At 43.8% G+C, this 18,055-nt stretch carries 15 protein-coding genes; 8 read left to right on the top strand and 7 right to left on the bottom strand.

Annotated elements, in window-relative coordinates; all coding sequences use genetic code 11:
- Positions 1-28: 28 nt before the first annotated feature.
- From AB4Z50_RS09815 to rlmN, 5 genes are all read right to left on the bottom strand, one after another.
- Positions 29-400: a hypothetical protein gene (locus AB4Z50_RS09815; protein ID WP_441878366.1), complete on the bottom strand. Its 372-nt coding sequence runs from the start codon at positions 398-400 to the stop codon at positions 29-31.
- A 52-nt stretch (positions 401-452) separates the two neighbouring features.
- Entirely contained in the window at positions 453-1,649 is a 1,197-nt protein-coding gene (locus tag AB4Z50_RS09810) for a ParM/StbA family protein (protein ID WP_441878364.1), read from the bottom strand.
- A 281-nt stretch (positions 1,650-1,930) separates the two neighbouring features.
- Positions 1,931-2,407 carry a transcription elongation factor GreA gene (gene greA / locus AB4Z50_RS09805; protein WP_076266440.1) on the bottom strand — a complete coding sequence of 159 codons (477 nt, stop codon included), beginning with the start codon at positions 2,405-2,407 and terminating at the stop codon, positions 1,931-1,933.
- A 97-nt stretch (positions 2,408-2,504) separates the two neighbouring features.
- Positions 2,505-3,341, bottom strand: coding sequence for a YitT family protein (locus AB4Z50_RS09800; protein WP_441878362.1), 837 nt, complete (start codon positions 3,339-3,341; stop codon positions 2,505-2,507).
- Between the two features lie 183 nt (positions 3,342-3,524).
- Positions 3,525-4,628, bottom strand: a complete 1,104-nt coding sequence (gene rlmN, locus AB4Z50_RS09795; protein ID WP_441878360.1) for a 23S rRNA (adenine(2503)-C(2))-methyltransferase RlmN — start codon at positions 4,626-4,628, stop codon at positions 3,525-3,527.
- A 218-nt stretch (positions 4,629-4,846) separates the two neighbouring features.
- Between rlmN and AB4Z50_RS09790 the strand changes: the two genes are divergently transcribed.
- From AB4Z50_RS09790 to AB4Z50_RS09760, 7 genes are all read left to right on the top strand, one after another.
- Positions 4,847-5,590: a DUF4184 family protein gene (locus AB4Z50_RS09790; RefSeq protein ID WP_441878358.1), complete on the top strand. Its 744-nt coding sequence runs from the start codon at positions 4,847-4,849 to the stop codon at positions 5,588-5,590.
- A gap of 167 nt (positions 5,591-5,757) precedes the next feature.
- Positions 5,758-6,744 (top strand): SDR family NAD(P)-dependent oxidoreductase, encoded by a 987-nt coding sequence (locus tag AB4Z50_RS09785; protein ID WP_441878356.1) that lies wholly within the window; start codon positions 5,758-5,760, stop codon positions 6,742-6,744.
- Positions 6,741-7,838 carry an undecaprenyldiphospho-muramoylpentapeptide beta-N-acetylglucosaminyltransferase gene (locus AB4Z50_RS09780; protein ID WP_441878354.1) on the top strand — a complete coding sequence of 366 codons (1,098 nt, stop codon included), beginning with the start codon at positions 6,741-6,743 and terminating at the stop codon, positions 7,836-7,838. Before AB4Z50_RS09785 ends, AB4Z50_RS09780 begins: the two co-directional genes overlap by 4 nt.
- A gap of 199 nt (positions 7,839-8,037) precedes the next feature.
- The gene (locus tag AB4Z50_RS09775; RefSeq protein WP_339205626.1) at positions 8,038-8,685 is read left to right on the top strand and encodes a response regulator transcription factor; all 648 of its coding nucleotides are present in this window, start codon (positions 8,038-8,040) and stop codon (positions 8,683-8,685) included.
- Positions 8,678-10,069: a histidine kinase dimerization/phospho-acceptor domain-containing protein gene (locus tag AB4Z50_RS09770; RefSeq protein ID WP_441878352.1), complete on the top strand. Its 1,392-nt coding sequence runs from the start codon at positions 8,678-8,680 to the stop codon at positions 10,067-10,069. Before AB4Z50_RS09775 ends, AB4Z50_RS09770 begins: the two co-directional genes overlap by 8 nt.
- A 144-nt stretch (positions 10,070-10,213) precedes the next feature.
- Positions 10,214-11,065: a metallophosphoesterase gene (locus tag AB4Z50_RS09765; protein WP_441878350.1), complete on the top strand. Its 852-nt coding sequence runs from the start codon at positions 10,214-10,216 to the stop codon at positions 11,063-11,065.
- Between the two features lie 87 nt (positions 11,066-11,152).
- Positions 11,153-12,253: a PRK06851 family protein gene (locus AB4Z50_RS09760; protein ID WP_441878348.1), complete on the top strand. Its 1,101-nt coding sequence runs from the start codon at positions 11,153-11,155 to the stop codon at positions 12,251-12,253.
- A gap of 84 nt (positions 12,254-12,337) precedes the next feature.
- Here the strand turns inward: AB4Z50_RS09760 and AB4Z50_RS09755 are convergent, their stop codons facing one another.
- A complete protein-coding gene (locus AB4Z50_RS09755) occupies positions 12,338-16,315 on the bottom strand; it encodes an S-layer homology domain-containing protein (RefSeq protein WP_441878346.1) in 3,978 nt (1,325 codons plus the stop codon).
- Between the two features lie 182 nt (positions 16,316-16,497).
- Between AB4Z50_RS09755 and AB4Z50_RS09750 the strand changes: the two genes are divergently transcribed.
- The gene (locus tag AB4Z50_RS09750) at positions 16,498-16,929 is read left to right on the top strand and encodes an NUDIX hydrolase (protein WP_441878344.1); all 432 of its coding nucleotides are present in this window, start codon (positions 16,498-16,500) and stop codon (positions 16,927-16,929) included.
- A 53-nt stretch (positions 16,930-16,982) separates the two neighbouring features.
- On the opposite strand, the gene AB4Z50_RS09745 is transcribed toward AB4Z50_RS09750, so the two are convergent.
- Positions 16,983-17,858, bottom strand: a complete 876-nt coding sequence (locus AB4Z50_RS09745) for a LysR family transcriptional regulator (RefSeq protein WP_441878342.1) — start codon at positions 17,856-17,858, stop codon at positions 16,983-16,985.
- Positions 17,859-18,055 lie beyond the last annotated feature (197 nt).

Here is an 18,055-nt window from a genome sequence, read left to right as displayed (position 1 = left end):
AGTAATTCTCTATATTACCACTTTTCCATTAACTCCATGCTTCAATATCATCATCATCAATTTCTTCCTCTACAACCGGAGAAGCTTTTGGGTCAGGAATGGGAGCAGTGACAGCGGCGCTAACTTCGGCGATCGCTGCTGACAATTGTTCCTCCCCTGTTAATGGAGAACTGATTTCGCTGCCTTGCTGCAAGGTCGATGAGCCTTGCAATCGACTTCTCTCCATCGGAACAAAAGCTTGCAAATTCCGAACGCCGTTTACGGCGATCTCATTTTCAACCAAATATCGAAGAGAATCCATGAGATTCGATTGTGAATTCAACCAAAGCATAATTAAGGGATCCTCTGATTTCTTGGTTTTCAAGCTTATATTTTCACCGGGCAGTTTTGTTTTCTTCATACCTCTCACCTACCAGAATCCGTTAGATTATACCTCAACCTGATGAACAAGCTTATGCAGGCTGAACCGCTTTATTTTTTAATGCCTCATAGATTTTGCCACGCACAAATGCATCAAGACCCATTGCATTCAGCTGCACTGCGTACTCAGCAGGAATATAAAGCAGCTGCATCTCTCTTTCCGTACACAGCTCTTTCAGCTGTCCGTAGAGTACTGAGCGCATAAGTATGCTTCCGCCGCCGTAAACGCAAATCAGATCGATTTCATTGCGTGCTTTGGTCAGCTGTTTTTTGACATGCTGCACGATTTGTCTAACCTGGCTCTCAAGCGGTCTTCTTAATGTCTTAAGCGCACGTGCATGGTATTTATGATTAGGATTTTTGATGACATCGCTGAAAAATTGACGCGGGCTGTCCGCCAAATGAATGAGTCGGTTAAACTCCTGCAGCGCTTCTTCAATCGCATAACCGGCGCCATGATGGCTGCCATGCACGAATTGACGCAGAAACTTATTACCCTCCGTAATCGGATATTCCGTAGAGCCGTCTCCGATATCCACATGAAGAATGCGTTTGTCTTTGAAATAACTGCCGTTGAACTTCTTATCTACTTCATAGGATTCAAGGAAATCTCCAAAGATTTCGCCCTCTCTCCAGCCGCCTGCTGTATCCTTCTGCAGCGTGAAAATAACCGGAGTGGCTTCTGGAACGACCTTCGCAAACGGGAACACGATTTTTACAGCTACGCGCTGCATGCCCAAATGAACCGTCACATGGTGCAAGCCAGACGTAAATCGTTTCTCAAACTTAGCAGAGGTCTCATCCGTGTGCTGCGTAACCGGAAGCGCCGTTGCCATATCTACTTCCACATCGATTTGTGCAGGTATTTTTTTCTCTTCCTCGTACGCCTTCTGAACAGCCATCGCCGCAATTTGGGCAAGCGTATTGATAACCGGCAAATCCATATCGCTCTTCAGATCAATTCCGATTTGCAGATTGTCCAACACTTCTCCGCTCTCTAAAGCGAACTTCCCGACATAGTACATCCCTGGTCTTGCTGATGGCGAATCGATGGTTACGACCAGCTGATCCTGCAAATTCTTAATAAAGCTCTCTGGTGTTTGCTCTTCGCTCCATGGAAGCTCGTCCACCGTACAATTTACATTAGGCTGCTGAACCAGCTTGCCGTCAATGATAAGATCATGCTCACTGTTTCCGTTATCGTTACCTACAAAGAAATGATAGTTCATAATGGCTTTCCTCCTAGAAAAGGTTTTTGGAAACTTGTACAGCTTCCAAAGATTATGTTTTTTTGTTGCAACTGTCATGGTAATACTTTGCCATACAAAGTATTAGTTTACATCAAGCTATAGTCCCAATGCCCGTTAATCTTTTCTCATCTGTTTCTGTCGCAATATGTTTGTATCGATCGGTTCTTTAACGATGCTGTCGTTTCTGCCCTTTTTCGTCAAAAAAAGCTAACCCGCTTCAGGCGGATTAGCTGTGATGAAATGATCTATAGGATAATGAATTATGCTCTGATTTCGAGAAGCTCGTATTTAATAACACCCATAGGAGCACTTACGTTAATGATGCTGCCTACCGTCTGACCAAGCAGCTCTTTGCCCAGTGGACTCTCGTAGGAAATTTTGTTCTCCGCAACATCTGCTTCCTCAGTACCTACGATTTTGTACTCGATCTTCTCAGAAAATTCGATATCGTTTAAAATGACGGTTAAACCGATGCTTACTTTTGATAGGTCTAAGGTTTTCGCTTCGATCACGCGAGCCTTCTTCAGCATTTTATCTAAAATAAGAATTCTCGTTTCCATGAAGGACTGATCATTTTTGGCTGAGTGATATTCGCTGTTTTCCTTTAAGTCGCCATAACTGATCGCGAGTTTAATCCGCGCAGCCAATTCCTTGCGCTTCACATATTTTAGATCATCCAGCTCAGCTTGCAGCTGCTCTAAGCCTTCTTGCGTCAAAATTACTTCGTCTTTCGACATTTAAACAACTCCTATCTGCTATCTTGTTTTAATTTTACTCTATATCCCGAAAATAAGCGAAATTCCACGACCTTCTTTTTTATACCAATCGCTGTAATCATTTTGAAATATCAATAAATCCTTCGCCAAATACGTCCCGCACATCATGAATCGTAATAAACGCATTTTTGTCGCATGCCTTCACAATTTTTTTCAACTGACTCAGTTCCTGCTTGCTAATGACGATATATAAAATTTCCTGCGGCGTTTTTGTATAATGCCCGCGGCCATAAATAACGGTAACTCCTCTATCCATGACCACATTAACCTGCTCAGCAATTTTGCCTTGCTCCTTGGAAATAATGGTGACTGCTTTTTTCGGATTAACCCCTTCAATGATGAAGTCCATCACCTTGGTACCGATGTATAACATGACAATAGTAAGCATCAGCGCCTCGGCACCGATAATGAAATAAGAGGAGAACGCGACGATTAAGTCAAAAAACAACAAGGCATAGCTAATGTTCCAGTCCAAATACTTATTCGCAATACGTGCCAAAATCGTTGTTCCTGCAGTCGTGCCTCCAACGCGGATAATGAGCCCAATTCCCGCTCCGCCAAACAAGCCGCCAAACAACGCATTTACGATTAATTCATCGGATTGAATACTCCAGTTTGCTGTTAAATGGAGAAATAAAGAATGGAAAAGCACCGCTGCGATCGTATAAATTACCGTCTGCCTATCCAGAAAACGGTAGCCTACAATGAGCAAGAAGGAGTTGAAAATTAAGCTCATTAACCATGGTGCCCATCCGAAAACATAATATAAAATAATCGTTATCCCGGTAACCCCGCCTTCGCCAAACTCGTTCGGAATAACAAATAAGTTGATTGCTAATGCAAAAATAAGTGCGCCAACCATAATTGTAATGACATCCATTATTCTCTTCTTCATATGCATACACCCTTCTTATCTAAAAATATATGATCGTAGTATGTCCATCTTATCCGAAATTGTAAATATTCAGAAAAAATGGCTGGATAAACAAATAAAAAGAACACCTCTTTTAGAAGGTGTTCTCATATTATTCACATGATTATCTTTTAAAAGCAGCAGCTGCAAAGGTATGATACGCTTCTAGAGGGACGCTGCTGCTGCGCTTTCTTGTCCCAATTTCTGCTCTTTGGATTTTTTGATCTGTTTGCTCCGCAGCTGTCCGCAAGCGGCATCAATATCCGTACCATGCTCAAGGCGAACGCTGCAGCTGATACCCTGTTTCTTAAGCGTATCATAGAAAGCTCGCACCGTTTCGCGATCCGTTCGTTGGTATTGACTATGCTCATCCACCGGATTGTAGGGAATGAGGTTTACATTAGCGAGGTTACCTCTATGACCAATAAGCTGTGCAAGCTCTATTGCATGCTCTCTTTGGTCATTAACGTCCTTCAGCAATATATATTCAAGCGTAATTCTCCGATTCGTTTTCTCCAAATAATAATCGATGGATTGCATCAATTTCTCAATGGGAATCGCACGGTTTATTTTCATAATTCGCGTTCGAAGCTCATCATTCGGTGCATGCAAGGAAACGGCAAGGTTTACCTGTAGATCCGAATCGGCGAACTCCACGATTTTGTTCGCTAAGCCGCTCGTTGATACGGTAATATGTCTAGCGGCGATCGCAAGCCCCTTCTGGCTCTTGATCACACCGATAAAGTCTGTCAGGTTCTCAAAATTATCGAATGGCTCGCCGATGCCCATGACAACGACGTGACTGACATGCTCGACCTTCTGCGCCTGATCCAAATGAAGCTGTACCTTCATAATCTGCTCCACGATCTCTCCGCCCGTTAAATCACGGCTCTTTGCAAGCAGACCGCTCGCACAGAAGCTGCAGCCAATATTACAGCCCACTTGTGTCGTCACACAAACCGATAAGCCGAATTTATGTCTCATCAATACCGTCTCTATTAAATTGCCATCATGCAGCTTGAACAAAAATTTATTCGTTCCGTCCGCTGATTCCTGCCTCGTATGCTCGGTAAGCGTTTGAATGACAAAATGCTCGGAAAGCAGCTGAATGATCTCTTGCTTCACATCCGTCATATCCTCAAAAGCCGTTACACGCTTCCGATAAAGCCAATCCCATACCTGTGATGCCCGAAACTTTGTATACTCTCGTTCTTTCAGCCATTCTGTCAGCTGATCAAACGTTAATCCATATATAGATACTTTAGTCATAACTAATCCTCTTTTCAAAACTGCTAAAAAGCAGCCCTATTCTAGCTAGTAGGCCGAAACAAACAATCTGCTTATTATTGTCCCAAAATTACCTCATTAAAACAAGGGGGGAAAGCGCCCAATTATTATGTTAATGCCCCTCCCTTGGCCTATATGTTACATTTCTTTTAAAAGTACCGTCTTCCTATTTTAAAATAGACCCATTAGGAGGTGCCGAATTGCCGTTCACCTTTGCTCATCCGCTATATATTGCACCTTTAAAAGCGGCAAAGCCTGCTTATTTTAGCTTAACTGGTCTTATTCTCGGGAGTATGTCTCCTGACTTTGAATATTTTATTGCGCTTGAGCCCTATCAGACGATCGGACATTCCTTTGGCGGGTTGATCTATCAAGCGATACCGCTGAGCATTATGCTCGCTTATTTGTTTCATTATGTTGTAAAAGTTCCCTTAGCCAAGAACCTGCCTGCGCTTGGGAATTTGGATCGTAAAGCCTACAGCCTCGCCCATGGATGGAAATTTAACACGGTGCAGAGCTGGCTGGTGTTTCTCGTTTCCGTCATCATTGGTTTCTATTCACATCTTTTAATCGATGCTTGCACGCACTATTCAGGTATGTTCGTTACTACATTTCCTGTTCTTCGTGAATCAATTGCCGGGATACCGCTATACAAATGGTTTCAGCGAACGCTATCCATCGTCGGTCTAGTTATAGAGGCAATGCTGTTATACCGCTTTATAAATAAAGCTAAATTGGAATCTGCTTATACAGGCGCTGCCACAAAACACAAAATGGTATATTGGGCAATTGTTTTATTTTGTACATTGCTGACTTTAACGTTAAAGCTCATCTTCACGTCCAGCTCCAACTATATCGGGATAGCTGTTGTAGCTCCGATTTCAGGGTTTATGCTCGGCATTCTCCTGGCAAGCGTCGTTCATCGTCTGTATAGGAGAAAATGAGTCTATCCCAATTTAGCATAAGCTCTCCTGATGAGGGCTTATTTTTTTTGTAAATAGAACCGCTATCGCATGACCTAATGCCGTAAATGATTTTTGCCATATTGGTGTAACATTCAAACTTTATGCTTGTTCTTATTCATCGTTCAGATAAACGGGAGGAACAAGCTTTGAAAAATAAAACGATCGTCGTTACCGGAGGAACAGGGTCTTGGGGGCGGGAGCTCGTAAAGCGGCTGTTAGAGAGAGAACCTAAGGAAATCCGTATTTTTTCCCGAAACGAAGCGCTTCAAGTCGAAATGATGCACGAATTTCATCATCATCCCAAGTTAACCTTCATTATTGGAGATATACGCGATAAATATGAACTCATGCAGGCGTGCCAACAGGCGGATTATATTTATCACTTAGCTGCCTTAAAGCATGTGCCAATCTGTGAGCAGCAGCCGGACAGTGCCATGAAAACGAATGTTATTGGCACTCAAAATGTCATTCAAGCCGCGATCAAAAATGGAGTGGAGAAAGTCATTTACGTATCAACCGATAAGGCCTCCCATCCATCGAGCACCTACGGCATGACCAAAGCCATCGGCGAGAAGCTCATCGTCCATGCTAATTTAAGAGAGGGCAAGACCAAATTTGCATGTGTGCGCAGTGGCAACGTGCTCGGATCGACAGGCAGCGTGGTGCCTATTTTTAAACAACAAATTGAACAGGGATTGCAGATTAACTTAACGGATAAAAGAATGACTCGTTTCTTCTTAGCGTTGGAAGATGCCGTATCGTTGCTGCTCAAAGCAACGGATGAGAGCAGCGGTGGTGAGGTTTACGTCATGAGAATGCAAGGCTGCCGCATACAGGACCTCGCTGAGGTATTAATTGAGGAGCTGGCGGTATCCGACATTCCAATCCGTGAGACAGGCGCTCGCCTTGGTGAGCGTATGTGTGAATCATTGATTTCCGAACTCGAAAGCATGAGCTCCATTCATTTGGATGAGGACTATTATGTCATTTTGCCTCCGTTCCCAATCGATGGACTACATGAAACTTACGCCGGTCATACACCCGTGCAATTCGATCATTATCATTCGGATCATGTACTGATGAGCAAACCTGAAATAAAAAAAATGCTGCAAAATGGCGGGTTTTTGTCATGAGAAAAACAATCGTATTGACTGGTGGAGGCACTGCGGGTCATGTATCAGGCAATCTTGTACTCATCCCGCTGTGTTTGGAACAAAATTGGGATGTTCATTATATTGGGTCAGAGCAAGGTATCGAGAGAAAGCTAGTTTCTGACTACGAAGAAGCGACGTACCACCCCATTTCTACCGGTAAGCTGAGACGATATTGGGCATGGGAAAATGTAATCGATGGATTCCGAGTTGTTCGCGGCATTTTCCAAGCTTACCGGCTCATCAAAAAACGAAAGCCTCATGTTGTTTTTTCAAAAGGTGGATTCGTGGCAGTTCCCGTTGTACTCGCAGCGAGGCTTAACAAGGTGCCAATCGTTATTTATGAACCCGATCTGAATATGGGGCTGGCTAATAAAATTTCCTATCCGTTTGCATCAACGATGTGTACGGCCTTCCGGGAGACGGGAGCAAATTATCGCGATTCAAAAGCCGTATATACAGGTCCTATTTTGAAGCAACATTTAAAGTCGGACAACGTTCAGCGTGCGCTCCATGCTTGCGGCTTTACTTCCGAGAAGCCCGTTCTTCTTATTATGGGCGGCAGCCTAGGGGCAGACAGCATTAACCAAATGGTGAAAACAACAAGGCATGAGCTGCTTGCCACCTTTCAAATCGTTCATATTTGCGGCAAAGGCAAGGTTGATCATACCCTCTCGATGGCTGGCTATAGAGCATTTGAATTTGTCAGCAAGGAGCTTGCGGATTTACTCGCGATAGCAGATGTTGTCGTTTCCCGTGCAGGCTCAAACTCCATTATGGAGCTGCTTGCGCTGCAGAAGCCAATGCTTCTTATTCCGCATACGAGAGGTGGAAGCCTCACGGGGCAGTTTATGAATGCACAATATTTTGAGCAGGCCGGCTTTGCCAAGCTGCTGCTTCAAGAGCAAATGACCGCTCAAAGCTTTGTTAAGGCGGTTATGCAGCTGTATGAGCACCGATTCGTATACGCCGAGCATATGAGCAGTTTTGAAAATGGTGAAGGTGCATCTAAAATCATGGAGCTGATTAAAGTGGCCGGGAACCGAGAAGAGCTGATCAACGAGACAGTTTTATAATAAGATGAAAATAGCTGCTTGCTTGGTTGTCTTATTTTTCCTCATTGTCGTGGTCGTATTTAGTTATGGTTTTCTTACAGCCGCTTGACCTGAGGCTCCGCTGGTATGAAACAAAAACAAGATGTACAGCTTATTCTAATAACAGGTATCATATTCCTTACGTATTCTATCTCTCTACATTGCTGGGAAGGAGCCTTTAATGAATATATTAATTGCCGATGATGAGCCCTTTATGCTCAAGATTTTAAAAGCTTATTTTGAGAAAGAAGCCTTTCATACCTTCCTAGCACAGGATGGCGAGGAAGCGCTGAACATTTTCTATTCAAACAACATCCATTTAGCTGTATTAGATTGGATGATGCCTAAAGTAAATGGTATTGAGGTATGCAAAGAAATCAAAAAACAAAGCAAAACGAAGGTATTGATGCTGACGGCAAAAGGGGAAGACGAGGATGAGCTCATCGCCCTTCAATCTGGAGCAGATGAGTATGTCAGCAAACCGTTTGACCCGCGTATATTGATTTTGCGAGTAAAGAAGCTGCTTCATATGGACAATCAAATTGCGATCGGAAATATAAAAGTAGATATCGATAGCCAAAAAATTTTTAGAGATGAGACCGACCTGCAGGCTACGAATAAAGAGTTTCATTTAATGAAGTACCTCATTGAAAACAGAGGGATCATCGTTTCACGAAAAGCTCTGCTCGATCGTATTTGGGGGTTCGATTATTTTGGCGAAGAACGAACTGTCGATACGCATATCCGCAGGCTTAGAGCAAAGATCGGTGATCATTTAATCAGAACACATAGAGGGATGGGCTACAGCCTGGAAGAACCGCATGAATAAGCTAAACAAAAAGTTGATTGGGCGCATTTTATTCGTGTTCTGTATCGTCGTTATTTTCTCAATTGTGATGAATTCGTTTTTCTTGCCCAAATATCTTTTGTACAAAAAAAAGCATGCCCTTGCAGCTATAACTGAGCAGCTTGATGCCATGGATACAAAGCAGTTATTGCGCAATATGGAGGCTCTTGAGAACAAATACGATGTTACCATTGTAAACACACCAGTCACAGCAAATTTGAATGCGCTAAATGAAACAATTATAGGTCTTTTAAATAAAAAAGGCATTACGTTGAGCAAGTTTTGGATCACGAATGAAAGCCTTGAGAAGCTTAACGAATATCAAATGGTCAGAAAAATTTACAATCAAGAGAAGCTGAAATCCAGCTTTCTCGTTACCTTTATGAAAAAAGATAAGATCGTTTTTGTAGTCGGTGAATCGATATCCCACTCGGCAGAAACATTAACCATCGTTAATCAATTTACCCTCTATACTTATGCAGGCGAGCTGCTGCTGCTGATCATCCTGTCAGCACTTTTTACAAGAAGCATCGTTCGACCGCTTGCCAAAATACAAGATGCAGCTGAAGGCATTTCAAGCTTATCATTTACCAAGGTTCATATTCGTACGGGCGATGAAATTGAAGCCTTAGCAGAGAGCATCAATCAAATGAGTGATAAATTAGAGCATGCCCATCATGAGCTGGAAGCGAAAAATGAGAATTTACGGCAGTTTATAGCCAACATTTCGCATGAACTGAAGACCCCGCTATCCTTAATAAAGGCTTATTCTTCAGGAATAAAGGACGGGATGGACGACGGTACCTATATTGATGTTATCCAGCAGCAAACCGATGACATTGCGATGATGGTGGGCAAGCTGCTTGAGCTCTCCAAGCTGCAAACCGACCTTTATCGGATGAACACCTTTGATTTCAAACAGCTGCTCCATCGAAACTTGCAAAAATATCGTTTTTCCATTCAACAGGAAGCTATTCAGCTATCTGTAGATGACAGCTTGCTAAACCAGCACCATATATTCGCTGATGAGCAGAAGATAGAGATGGTTTTGAACAATTTCATTTCCAATGCAATGAAATATTCAACCAATCAACAAATTCGTATTACTGCTCGGAATAAAGATGATTTTTTACTTTTCTCGATCACGAATGGGATTGAAAATGATGAGCAGCGACAATGGGATTTGATATGGGAACCCTTTTACGTAATGGAGAGCTCCCGCAACAAACAGCTTAGCGGAACGGGCTTAGGCTTATCGATTGCGAGAACGATTTTGCAGAAGCATGAAGCACCGTTTGGCTTTCATATTGAAAACGAAGAAATTACATTTTATTTCTCGTTGCCTATAGATACGAGTAAGAATTAAAGGCGCTGCGACAATCCTATTGCGGTGCCTTATTTTTTTGTCACATTGGCGTAACAAAAAAGGACTATGATTGCACTTACAGATCATCATTGGAAGACATCAACAAGGAAAAATGGAGGCATTATGCAATCAACTTCAGCACCTATGAGTAGACGGACGTTTTTGAAGAAGAGCTTGCATGTAACTTTGGGGCTTATGGGAACCGCTGGTTTATCCGGCGTATATTCGCACCTAGTTGAGCCGTATTGGATTGAGGTTAAACAGGTGAAGGTTGCCATCCCAAAGCTGCCTGCCTCCTTCAACTCCTTTCGCATCGTTCATTTCAGTGACCTGCATCTCGGCTTTCATTCTAAACCTGAACTGCTGACTGAGCTTGCAGAGCAAGTTAGGCAGGCAAAACCAGACCTTATTTGCTTTACAGGAGATTTGCTCGATCAATCCACCGCCTATATGCCGGAAGCCGTAGCCTTCCTCTCGAAGCTCTCGAAGCTGCAAGCGCCATTTGGGCAATATGCCGTTCTAGGCAATCACGATGCCTTCGGCAATCGAAGAGCGGTTACGATGGGGCTATCTAAAGCTGGATTCCATGTGCTCGATAACCAGCATGTCCCGTTAACAAAGGGCTCAGCGCAGCTCTATATTGCCGGGGTCGATGATCCGATGGTTGGACACCCAAATATCGATCAGGCTTTGCAAGGCATTCCAGACGGTTCCAGTACCATTCTGCTCGCGCATGAGCCGGATTTTGCTGATGAGTACGCCCGCTATCCGGTCGACCTGCAATTGTCAGGCCATAGCCATGGCGGACAAGTACGTATTCCTTTAGTCGGGGCACTGTATACACCTCCCTACGGGAGCAAGTATACTGCCGGTTTGTATCAGGTACCGAGCAGCAAATTGCAAGTGTATACCACTCGCGGGATAGGAATGACACGGATTCCCGTTCGTTTTCATTGCCGGCCAGAGCTTACCGTTCTTACGTTAAAGGCACAATAAAGGAAATTGGATACTAGCACCAATTCAACATGGAAATAATACGATGGAGTATGCAGCATGACATTAGCCTAGGAAGGTGTGACGGTTATGACTGGAATCATCAAAAACTTCTATGTGAACGGAAACACAGCTCGCGGCTTGACCAGCCTGTTCGACTCGTCTTTGCAAGATTTGGAGCGTTTATTTATTTTGAAAGAAGGACCTGCTTTAGAACGATCAAACCTCATTCGTTCTATAGCTGACGACATCGCGCAGAGTGGCTATGACATTTGGCTGCTGCACTCCCCCTTCGACAATGGTTCGCTAGATGGACTCATCGTTCCCGCACTCCGTCTCGGTCTTGTCGATGGAACACCGCCGCGCTTTATTGATCCCGCTTTGCTAGGAGCATCCGTTCAATACATTCATCTCGGCGAGGCCGCAGATGCAGCAGAGCTGCAAACGCTAAAGCCAGAGATCGAGATTTTAAGTACACAAATTACGCAGGCGTACGATCAAGCTTATGCTGGCTTTGCTGAGGCGCTTCGTATTCATGACGACTGGGAGAGCGTCTATATTCAGAACATGAATTTCCAAGCAGCCGATGAGCTGACAGCTTTGTACATCGATACATTCTATGGCGATAACAGGCTGGAGAAAACAAGTCGTGTTGATCACCGTTTTTTGGGCGCTGCTACAGCTAAGGGCTCATTCGATTTTGTCCCGAATCTGACGGATGGTCTAAAACGATATTTCGTTAAAGGCAGAGCTGGTTCAGGCAAATCCACCATGCTCAAAAAAATAGCTGCAGCCGGGGTCGATCGCGGACTGGATGTTGAGATTTATCATTGCGGCTTCGATCCGAACAGCTTAGATATGGTCATCGTTCGTGAGCTTGGCTTCGCAATTTTCGACAGTACAGCGCCACACGAGTACTTTCCCGATCGTGCAGGCGATGAAATGATCGATATGTATGCCAGCTGCATTACACCTGGAACAGATGAAGCACATTCAGCTATCATTACCGAAATAAAAAACCGTTACGCTGCGCAGATCAAAACATCGGTTCAGCAGCTATCTCAAGCAAAGACATTGCAAGATGAACGGGAGCAATTGTATACGCAAGCTGTTGATTACGAACAACTTGAACAAATCAAAAATGAAGCGAAGCAAGCAATCGGCAATATTTTGGCCACTGCCGCTCGTTAACATACATGTATTTTTCATAATAAAAAGCCTGCAAAGCTCCACCAATTGGTGAAGCCTGCAGGCTTTTCTGAATAAAAGTTATGATTATTTCGTTTTGTTAAGCAAACCAATAATGAGTGCTACTGCTTCTGCTCTAGTGGCAATCTGCTGAGGAGCGAAACGGTTCTGGCCAACGCCGCTAACAAGTCCCGCCTCCACTGCGGTTGCAACGTATGGAACTGCCCATGCTGGAACAGATTTGGAATCCGCAAAGGAAAGCTTAGCATTTGGATTTACTTTTATTCCACTTGCACGAACAATCATAGCGACCATATCTGCACGAGACAGCTCCTTCTCAGGACCAAATGTGCCATCAGCATAACCGCTAATGATACCTGATTCAACAGCCTGCGTGACAAACGATTGTGCCCATGCAGGTATTTTATCAGAGTCCTTGAAGCTTAAAGCTTTGCCTGAGTCAGAGAGATCCAGCGCACGAGCCAGCATCGTGATAAACTCTGCACGATTAACTGATTTATTCGGGCGGAACTGGCTGTCTTCATAACCCTTAACGAAACCAGCTTTCACAGCTTGATTGATAGCTGATGCTGCCCAGTGGCCTGCAATGTCCTTCAATACAACTTCCGACTCATTTCCGCCGCCAGTTCCTGTACCAGGATTTGTACCTGGGTTAGTTCCCGGATCTTTTCCTGGATTCGTTTCTGGGTTTGTACCCGGACCTGTTCCTGGACCTGGTCCCGGATCTGTTTTTTCTTTCTTCACAATACCGAATTGATCTACGATAAACGGTTTAGCATCGTTCAAGGTTTGGTCAATTTCATATGTTACAGCCGTTAGCTTGTTGCCATCGATCGTGATGCCAACGAAGTTTTGTACTTGACCACGAACTGGACGTGTACTGTCGTTCTTATCTGGGCCGTGTTTAGCCGCATGGTTCTCTTCCGCACGCTCGAACAGATTGTAATAAGCTTCGCCAAGTGCTGGTTTAACATTCTTGTAGTATACCTTCGGACCTGCTGTTGCAGGAATCATGTAGATTGAACCATCCGGATTCACCGTATACTCAATCTTTTCACCGTTCAGTGTTTCAGTAATCTTCTCTGTTGCTGCTGCTGTTCCATCTTTTTTGATCGGTTTTGTACGGGCATAGATATGGTCATGACCTTGTACTACAAAGTCAATTCCGAGCTCTGCCATAATCGGTGCGATTTGGTTTCTTACGCCGTTAGCGCCCATAATATCGCTGTCCGTTGCATGGTTTGAAGTCGTATATGGACCTTTGTGAATGTTGACAATAATCCACTGCGAGCCTGCTGCTTTCGCTGCTTCCACGTCTTTCTTCAACCACTCGACTTGCGCCTCGGAGAAGTTCGCATATTTTGCCGAAGTCTCATTCGAGTTCAGCACAACAAAGTGTGCGTTGCTGTAATCGTACGAGTAGTATGCGCCCGTTACCGTTGCAGAGTTCTCTGCTTGTTTGATATTAAAATGCTCGTAGAATGCATTGTTCTTATCTTCATGGTTACCTGCTGATGGTGCAATGGTTGTGTTAAGCAGGCTTTCTTGTGAATGACCAAGCAGCCAGTTCCACTGCTCTTCTTTTGTGCCTGTGTCTACAATATCACCGTTGTGCACAACGAATTGTGCGCTTGGTACTGTAGCTAGTGCTTTCTCCAGCGTCTCAGCTGAAAGCTTCGCCTCATCTTCTTCTTTGGCTTGTGTATCCGCCAAGTCGATGAATGTGAATGCTCCATTTACTGGTGCGGTTTGGAATGTTCCTACTTCACTCCAAATGTTCAGTGCCGCGTCACCCACACGGAAATTGTACGACGTATTCGCCTTCAAGCCCGTTGCTTCTGCCTTATGAACAAGCTCAGAAGGTGAGTTGGAAGAAACGGTAGAACGCCCTGCAAAATTAATTGCTTTTGTGAAATCTGGCGCTTCGTTCGTTTTCTCTACTACTTGCAGGTCATTGCCTTTAAGAAGTAGTGAAGTGTACCATGCAAAACCTTTGGAGCTTACTGGGTCGCCGTTAAAGGTTACTGTAACCTTGCTTACTTTTTCTTTGCTGTAATCAGGCTTGTCTTCCTTCGTAATACCGAATTGATCAACGATGAATGGCTTACCTGCATTTACTTGCTGGTCAATTTCATAAACAACTGCTGTTAGTTTACCTCCGTCAATGTTAACGCCAACGAAGTTCTGTACCTTTCCACGTGCAGCACTTGTCGTGTCGCCATACTTGCGAGCATGATTTTCGTCAGCTTTGTCGAAGAGATTATAATACGCATCGCCAAGCTGTACTTTCTGGTTTTTGAAGTATACCTTCGCACCAGCTGTAGCTGGAATCATATAAATCGTGCCGTCAGGCTTTACTGCATATTCAATCGTTTGTCCATTTAGAGTTTCTGTAATTTTTTCAACCGCTTCTGCAGTTCCATCCTTTTTAATTGGTTTTGTACGAGCAAAGATATGGTCATGTCCTTGAAGTACAAAATCAATGCCTAGTTCATTCATGAGTGGAGCGATTTTGTTTCTTACGCCGTTAGCGCCCATAATATCGCTGTCCGTCGCATGGTTTGAAGTTGTATATGGACCTTTGTGAATATTAACGATGATCCACTCTGCGCCTGCCGCTTTCGCTGCTGTCGCGTCTTTCTTCAACCATTCTACTTGCTCTACAGAGAAATTCGCATACTCAGTTGAGTTCTCGTTCGAATTCAGCACGATAAAGTGAGCATTGCTGTAATCGTACGAATAATAAGCACCTGTTACTGTTGCTGAATTTTCAGCTTGCTTCACATTAAAATGATCGTAAAACGCATAGTTTTTATTTTCATGGTTACCTGCTGAAGGTACAATCGTTGTATTCAGCAAACTTGGTTGTGAATGTCCAAGCAGCCAATTCCACTCCTGCTCGGTTGTTCCGTTCTCAACTACATCGCCATTATGAACGACGAACTTTGCATCTGGCACAGTTTCCAGCGCCTTAGCAATGGTTGAGCCCGATGTTTGCGCCTCGTCCTCTTCCTTCGCTTGTGTATCCGTTAAATCAATAAAGGAGAACGCTCCGCCTGTTGGTGCGGTTTGGAATGTTCCTGTTTCACTCCACAAATTCAACGATTGATCGCCGACACGGAAGAAATATGTCGTGTTTGCTTTCAAGCCCGTCGCTTCCGCTTTATGAACAAGCTCTGCCAAGGAATTATTAGCAATGGTTGAACGACCCGTAAATGCCGTTGCGTTCGTAAAATCCGCTGCAGCACCAGTTTTTTCTACCACTTGCAAATCACTTTGACTCACTCGACTCGCATCAAACGGCGTGTACCATGTAAATCCTTTCGAACTGACAGGATCACCATTGAAAGTGACCGTCACTTTACTTACTTCTACCTTCGGTGCCTCTTGCAGAGCAATAAGCTTCATATCAAAAAAGAGGTCGGAGCTGCCGTCGCTTTGCTGATGAACCTCAACAGCAAGCTCATTGTTACCGTCTTTTAAGGCAGCCTTTAATGGTGCTGTTAGGTCTACATCTGGATAAACAACGGGATCACTCGCATTCGAAGATGCCGCTGTAGAATACTCAATATCACCTATCGGCATGCCCAGACGGACAACCTCTACTCCATTTACATAAACCACTGCACCATCATCAATGGCAAAGGTAGCTAGCAGCTGTCCATAATGATCCATGCTGTTCTTATCTACATTCAGATTCGTCCGAAAATATGTCGTCCGAGGTTTTTTACTTTTATTCGTTCCATAATCTACGATTGTTTTCAGTGCGCCAAAACCAGCTGCACTAATTATTGCGCCAGAATCCTTATAACCAAGCGGGGCACTGCCTGAGCTCCACGCTGAATCGTCGTAAGTAGACCTCCATACTGTGCCTTGAYTTATACCTTTATCGTAATATTTCCAAACCGAATTTCCCGGCAGTAACGTCACCGGCTCAGTCGCAGAAGCAGCAGCGACCGGGGATGGTGCGGCTGCTCCGAGCAAACCAAGCAATAATGCCAAGGATAACAGAATAGATAATACCTTTTTGTTGACGTAGTTCATAATAATCTCCTTTGTAAACAATTTTGACAATCCACATAAACATGACTGCCTCATCATAACAAGAAGATATCATTGCTCTATTATCTCAGGGTGAAGGTATTGTAAATATCGCTGCAACTTTTTTCCATATGGTTCCGTATAGAGAATGCCATTATTCATACAGATAACTAGGAGGACTTTAATTGTCAAACAAACCGGTTGGTGCGGCTGCTATTATCGTTGATTCTGAAAATCGTGTTCTGCTGGTGAAACATAACTATGGTAAATACAATTGGGAAATACCCGGCGGGTTATCCGAACAAAACGAGTCTGCGCAGGAAACTGCGAGAAGAGAAGTATTAGAAGAAACAGGTCTCGAGGTAACTGTAGATCGATTAACAGGTGTATACTACGAGCCGCATCATGATATGCACCACTTTGTTTTCATTTGCAAAAACGTAAACAATCAAGCTCCTCAACCTTGTTATAAAGAAATTACAGCCTGCCAGTACTGCAGTATTGATGATCTGCCTAGACCATTGAGTGACTTTACTTATAAACGTATCCAAGATGCTTTGAATCCAGATCAGACGGAGAGCTTCCACACGATAGGGCCGAGACAGTGGTTCGAATAATCAAAGGCTATGAAAAAAGTCGGTGCAGGCGTAATCCCTGCACCGACTTTTTTTCATATCATATTCGATTGCACTCCGCTTGTCCGAGCAATAATTTCATCAATAAAGCATTGTAATGTACTCGTTAAATAGGAATCCTTGCGCCGAATAAAAATCGTCGTAATATCACGATATGGCTCAGGTACACTATGACAGTAAACGGTGCCGTTAGCAGCCAAATCAACAATCGAGGATTCGGGAATAATCGTTATGCCTACCCCCGCTGCGACACTGCCAATAATCGTCCCAAAAGTGCCAAACTCCATAATTTGTTTTGGAATAATGCCTTCTACCTTCATCCAGCTTTCCAGTCTCCCGCGGTAGCCGCAGCCTTTGTTGTAGAGCAAGAGCGGTTTTGTCGTAATGTCGTCCATCGAGAACGCATCACCTTTGGTCACCAGCACTAGCTTTTCTTGAATAACCTCTACTTGCTCGATTAAGGGATGCCTGATTGGTCCGGTAACAAAAGCGCCATCCAACTTCATATCCAGAACTTCTTGCAGCAGCTGATCCGTCACTCCGGCTTTCAGCGATAATTCTACATTAGGATACTTGCTGTAATACGACGATAAAATATGAGGAAGCGCGATAACGGTTTCCACAATTCCGATTTCTAGGACACCGGAAGGATTTGTTTTATTGTGAAAGGTACGCTTCATTTCTTCCATTTTGGACAAGATCTCTTTCGAATGCTCGAGCAGACGTTTGCCTTCCGTATTTAAAATCATTCCGCGCTTATGGCGATAAAATAATGGCGTATCCAGCTCTTTTTCCAGTAGTTTAATTCTTGCTGTTACATTTGATTGCACGTAATTCAGCTCGAGCGCTGCTTTGCTGATACTCCCGTGTGCTGCTACGGTTTGAAAAATTTTCAAATCCTTGAATTCCAAGCGCACCCCTCCACTGCCATTCGTTTCAGATGATCTTATATGTTAGATATCATTATAAATGATGATAAACTTTATTTTCAATCGTTTTACTATCGTCTTGCAACCCCCTATCATTGGAAATAGACAATAACTCGGCATAATTTCTTTTAGGGAGAGAGACCACTCGTGCTTAAAAAACAAGTCATTATCGGCTCTAT

The sequence above is a fragment of the Paenibacillus sp. 2TAB26 genome (assembly GCF_052115145.1).
Lineage (GTDB): Bacteria > Bacillota > Bacilli > Paenibacillales > Paenibacillaceae > Pristimantibacillus.
This window is presented reverse-complemented; position numbering and strand designations above follow the sequence as displayed.

Bases quoted from the DNA above. Each gene is read 5' to 3' on its own strand.
- AB4Z50_RS09815 (WP_441878366.1), bottom strand. From the start codon at position 400: ATGAAGAAAACAAAACTGCCCGGTGAAAATATAAGCTTGAAAACCAAG.
- AB4Z50_RS09810 (WP_441878364.1), bottom strand. From the start codon at position 1,649: ATGAACTATCATTTCTTTGTAGGTAACGATAACGGAAACAGTGAGCAT.
- greA (WP_076266440.1), bottom strand. From the start codon at position 2,407: ATGTCGAAAGACGAAGTAATTTTGACGCAAGAAGGCTTAGAGCAGCTG.
- AB4Z50_RS09800 (WP_441878362.1), bottom strand. From the start codon at position 3,341: ATGAAGAAGAGAATAATGGATGTCATTACAATTATGGTTGGCGCACTT.
- rlmN (WP_441878360.1), bottom strand. From the start codon at position 4,628: ATGACTAAAGTATCTATATATGGATTAACGTTTGATCAGCTGACAGAA.
- AB4Z50_RS09780 (WP_441878354.1), top strand. From the start codon at position 6,741: ATGAGAAAAACAATCGTATTGACTGGTGGAGGCACTGCGGGTCATGTA.
- AB4Z50_RS09775 (WP_339205626.1), top strand. From the start codon at position 8,038: ATGAATATATTAATTGCCGATGATGAGCCCTTTATGCTCAAGATTTTA.
- AB4Z50_RS09770 (WP_441878352.1), top strand. From the start codon at position 8,678: ATGAATAAGCTAAACAAAAAGTTGATTGGGCGCATTTTATTCGTGTTC.
- AB4Z50_RS09765 (WP_441878350.1), top strand. From the start codon at position 10,214: ATGAGTAGACGGACGTTTTTGAAGAAGAGCTTGCATGTAACTTTGGGG.
- AB4Z50_RS09760 (WP_441878348.1), top strand. From the start codon at position 11,153: ATGACTGGAATCATCAAAAACTTCTATGTGAACGGAAACACAGCTCGC.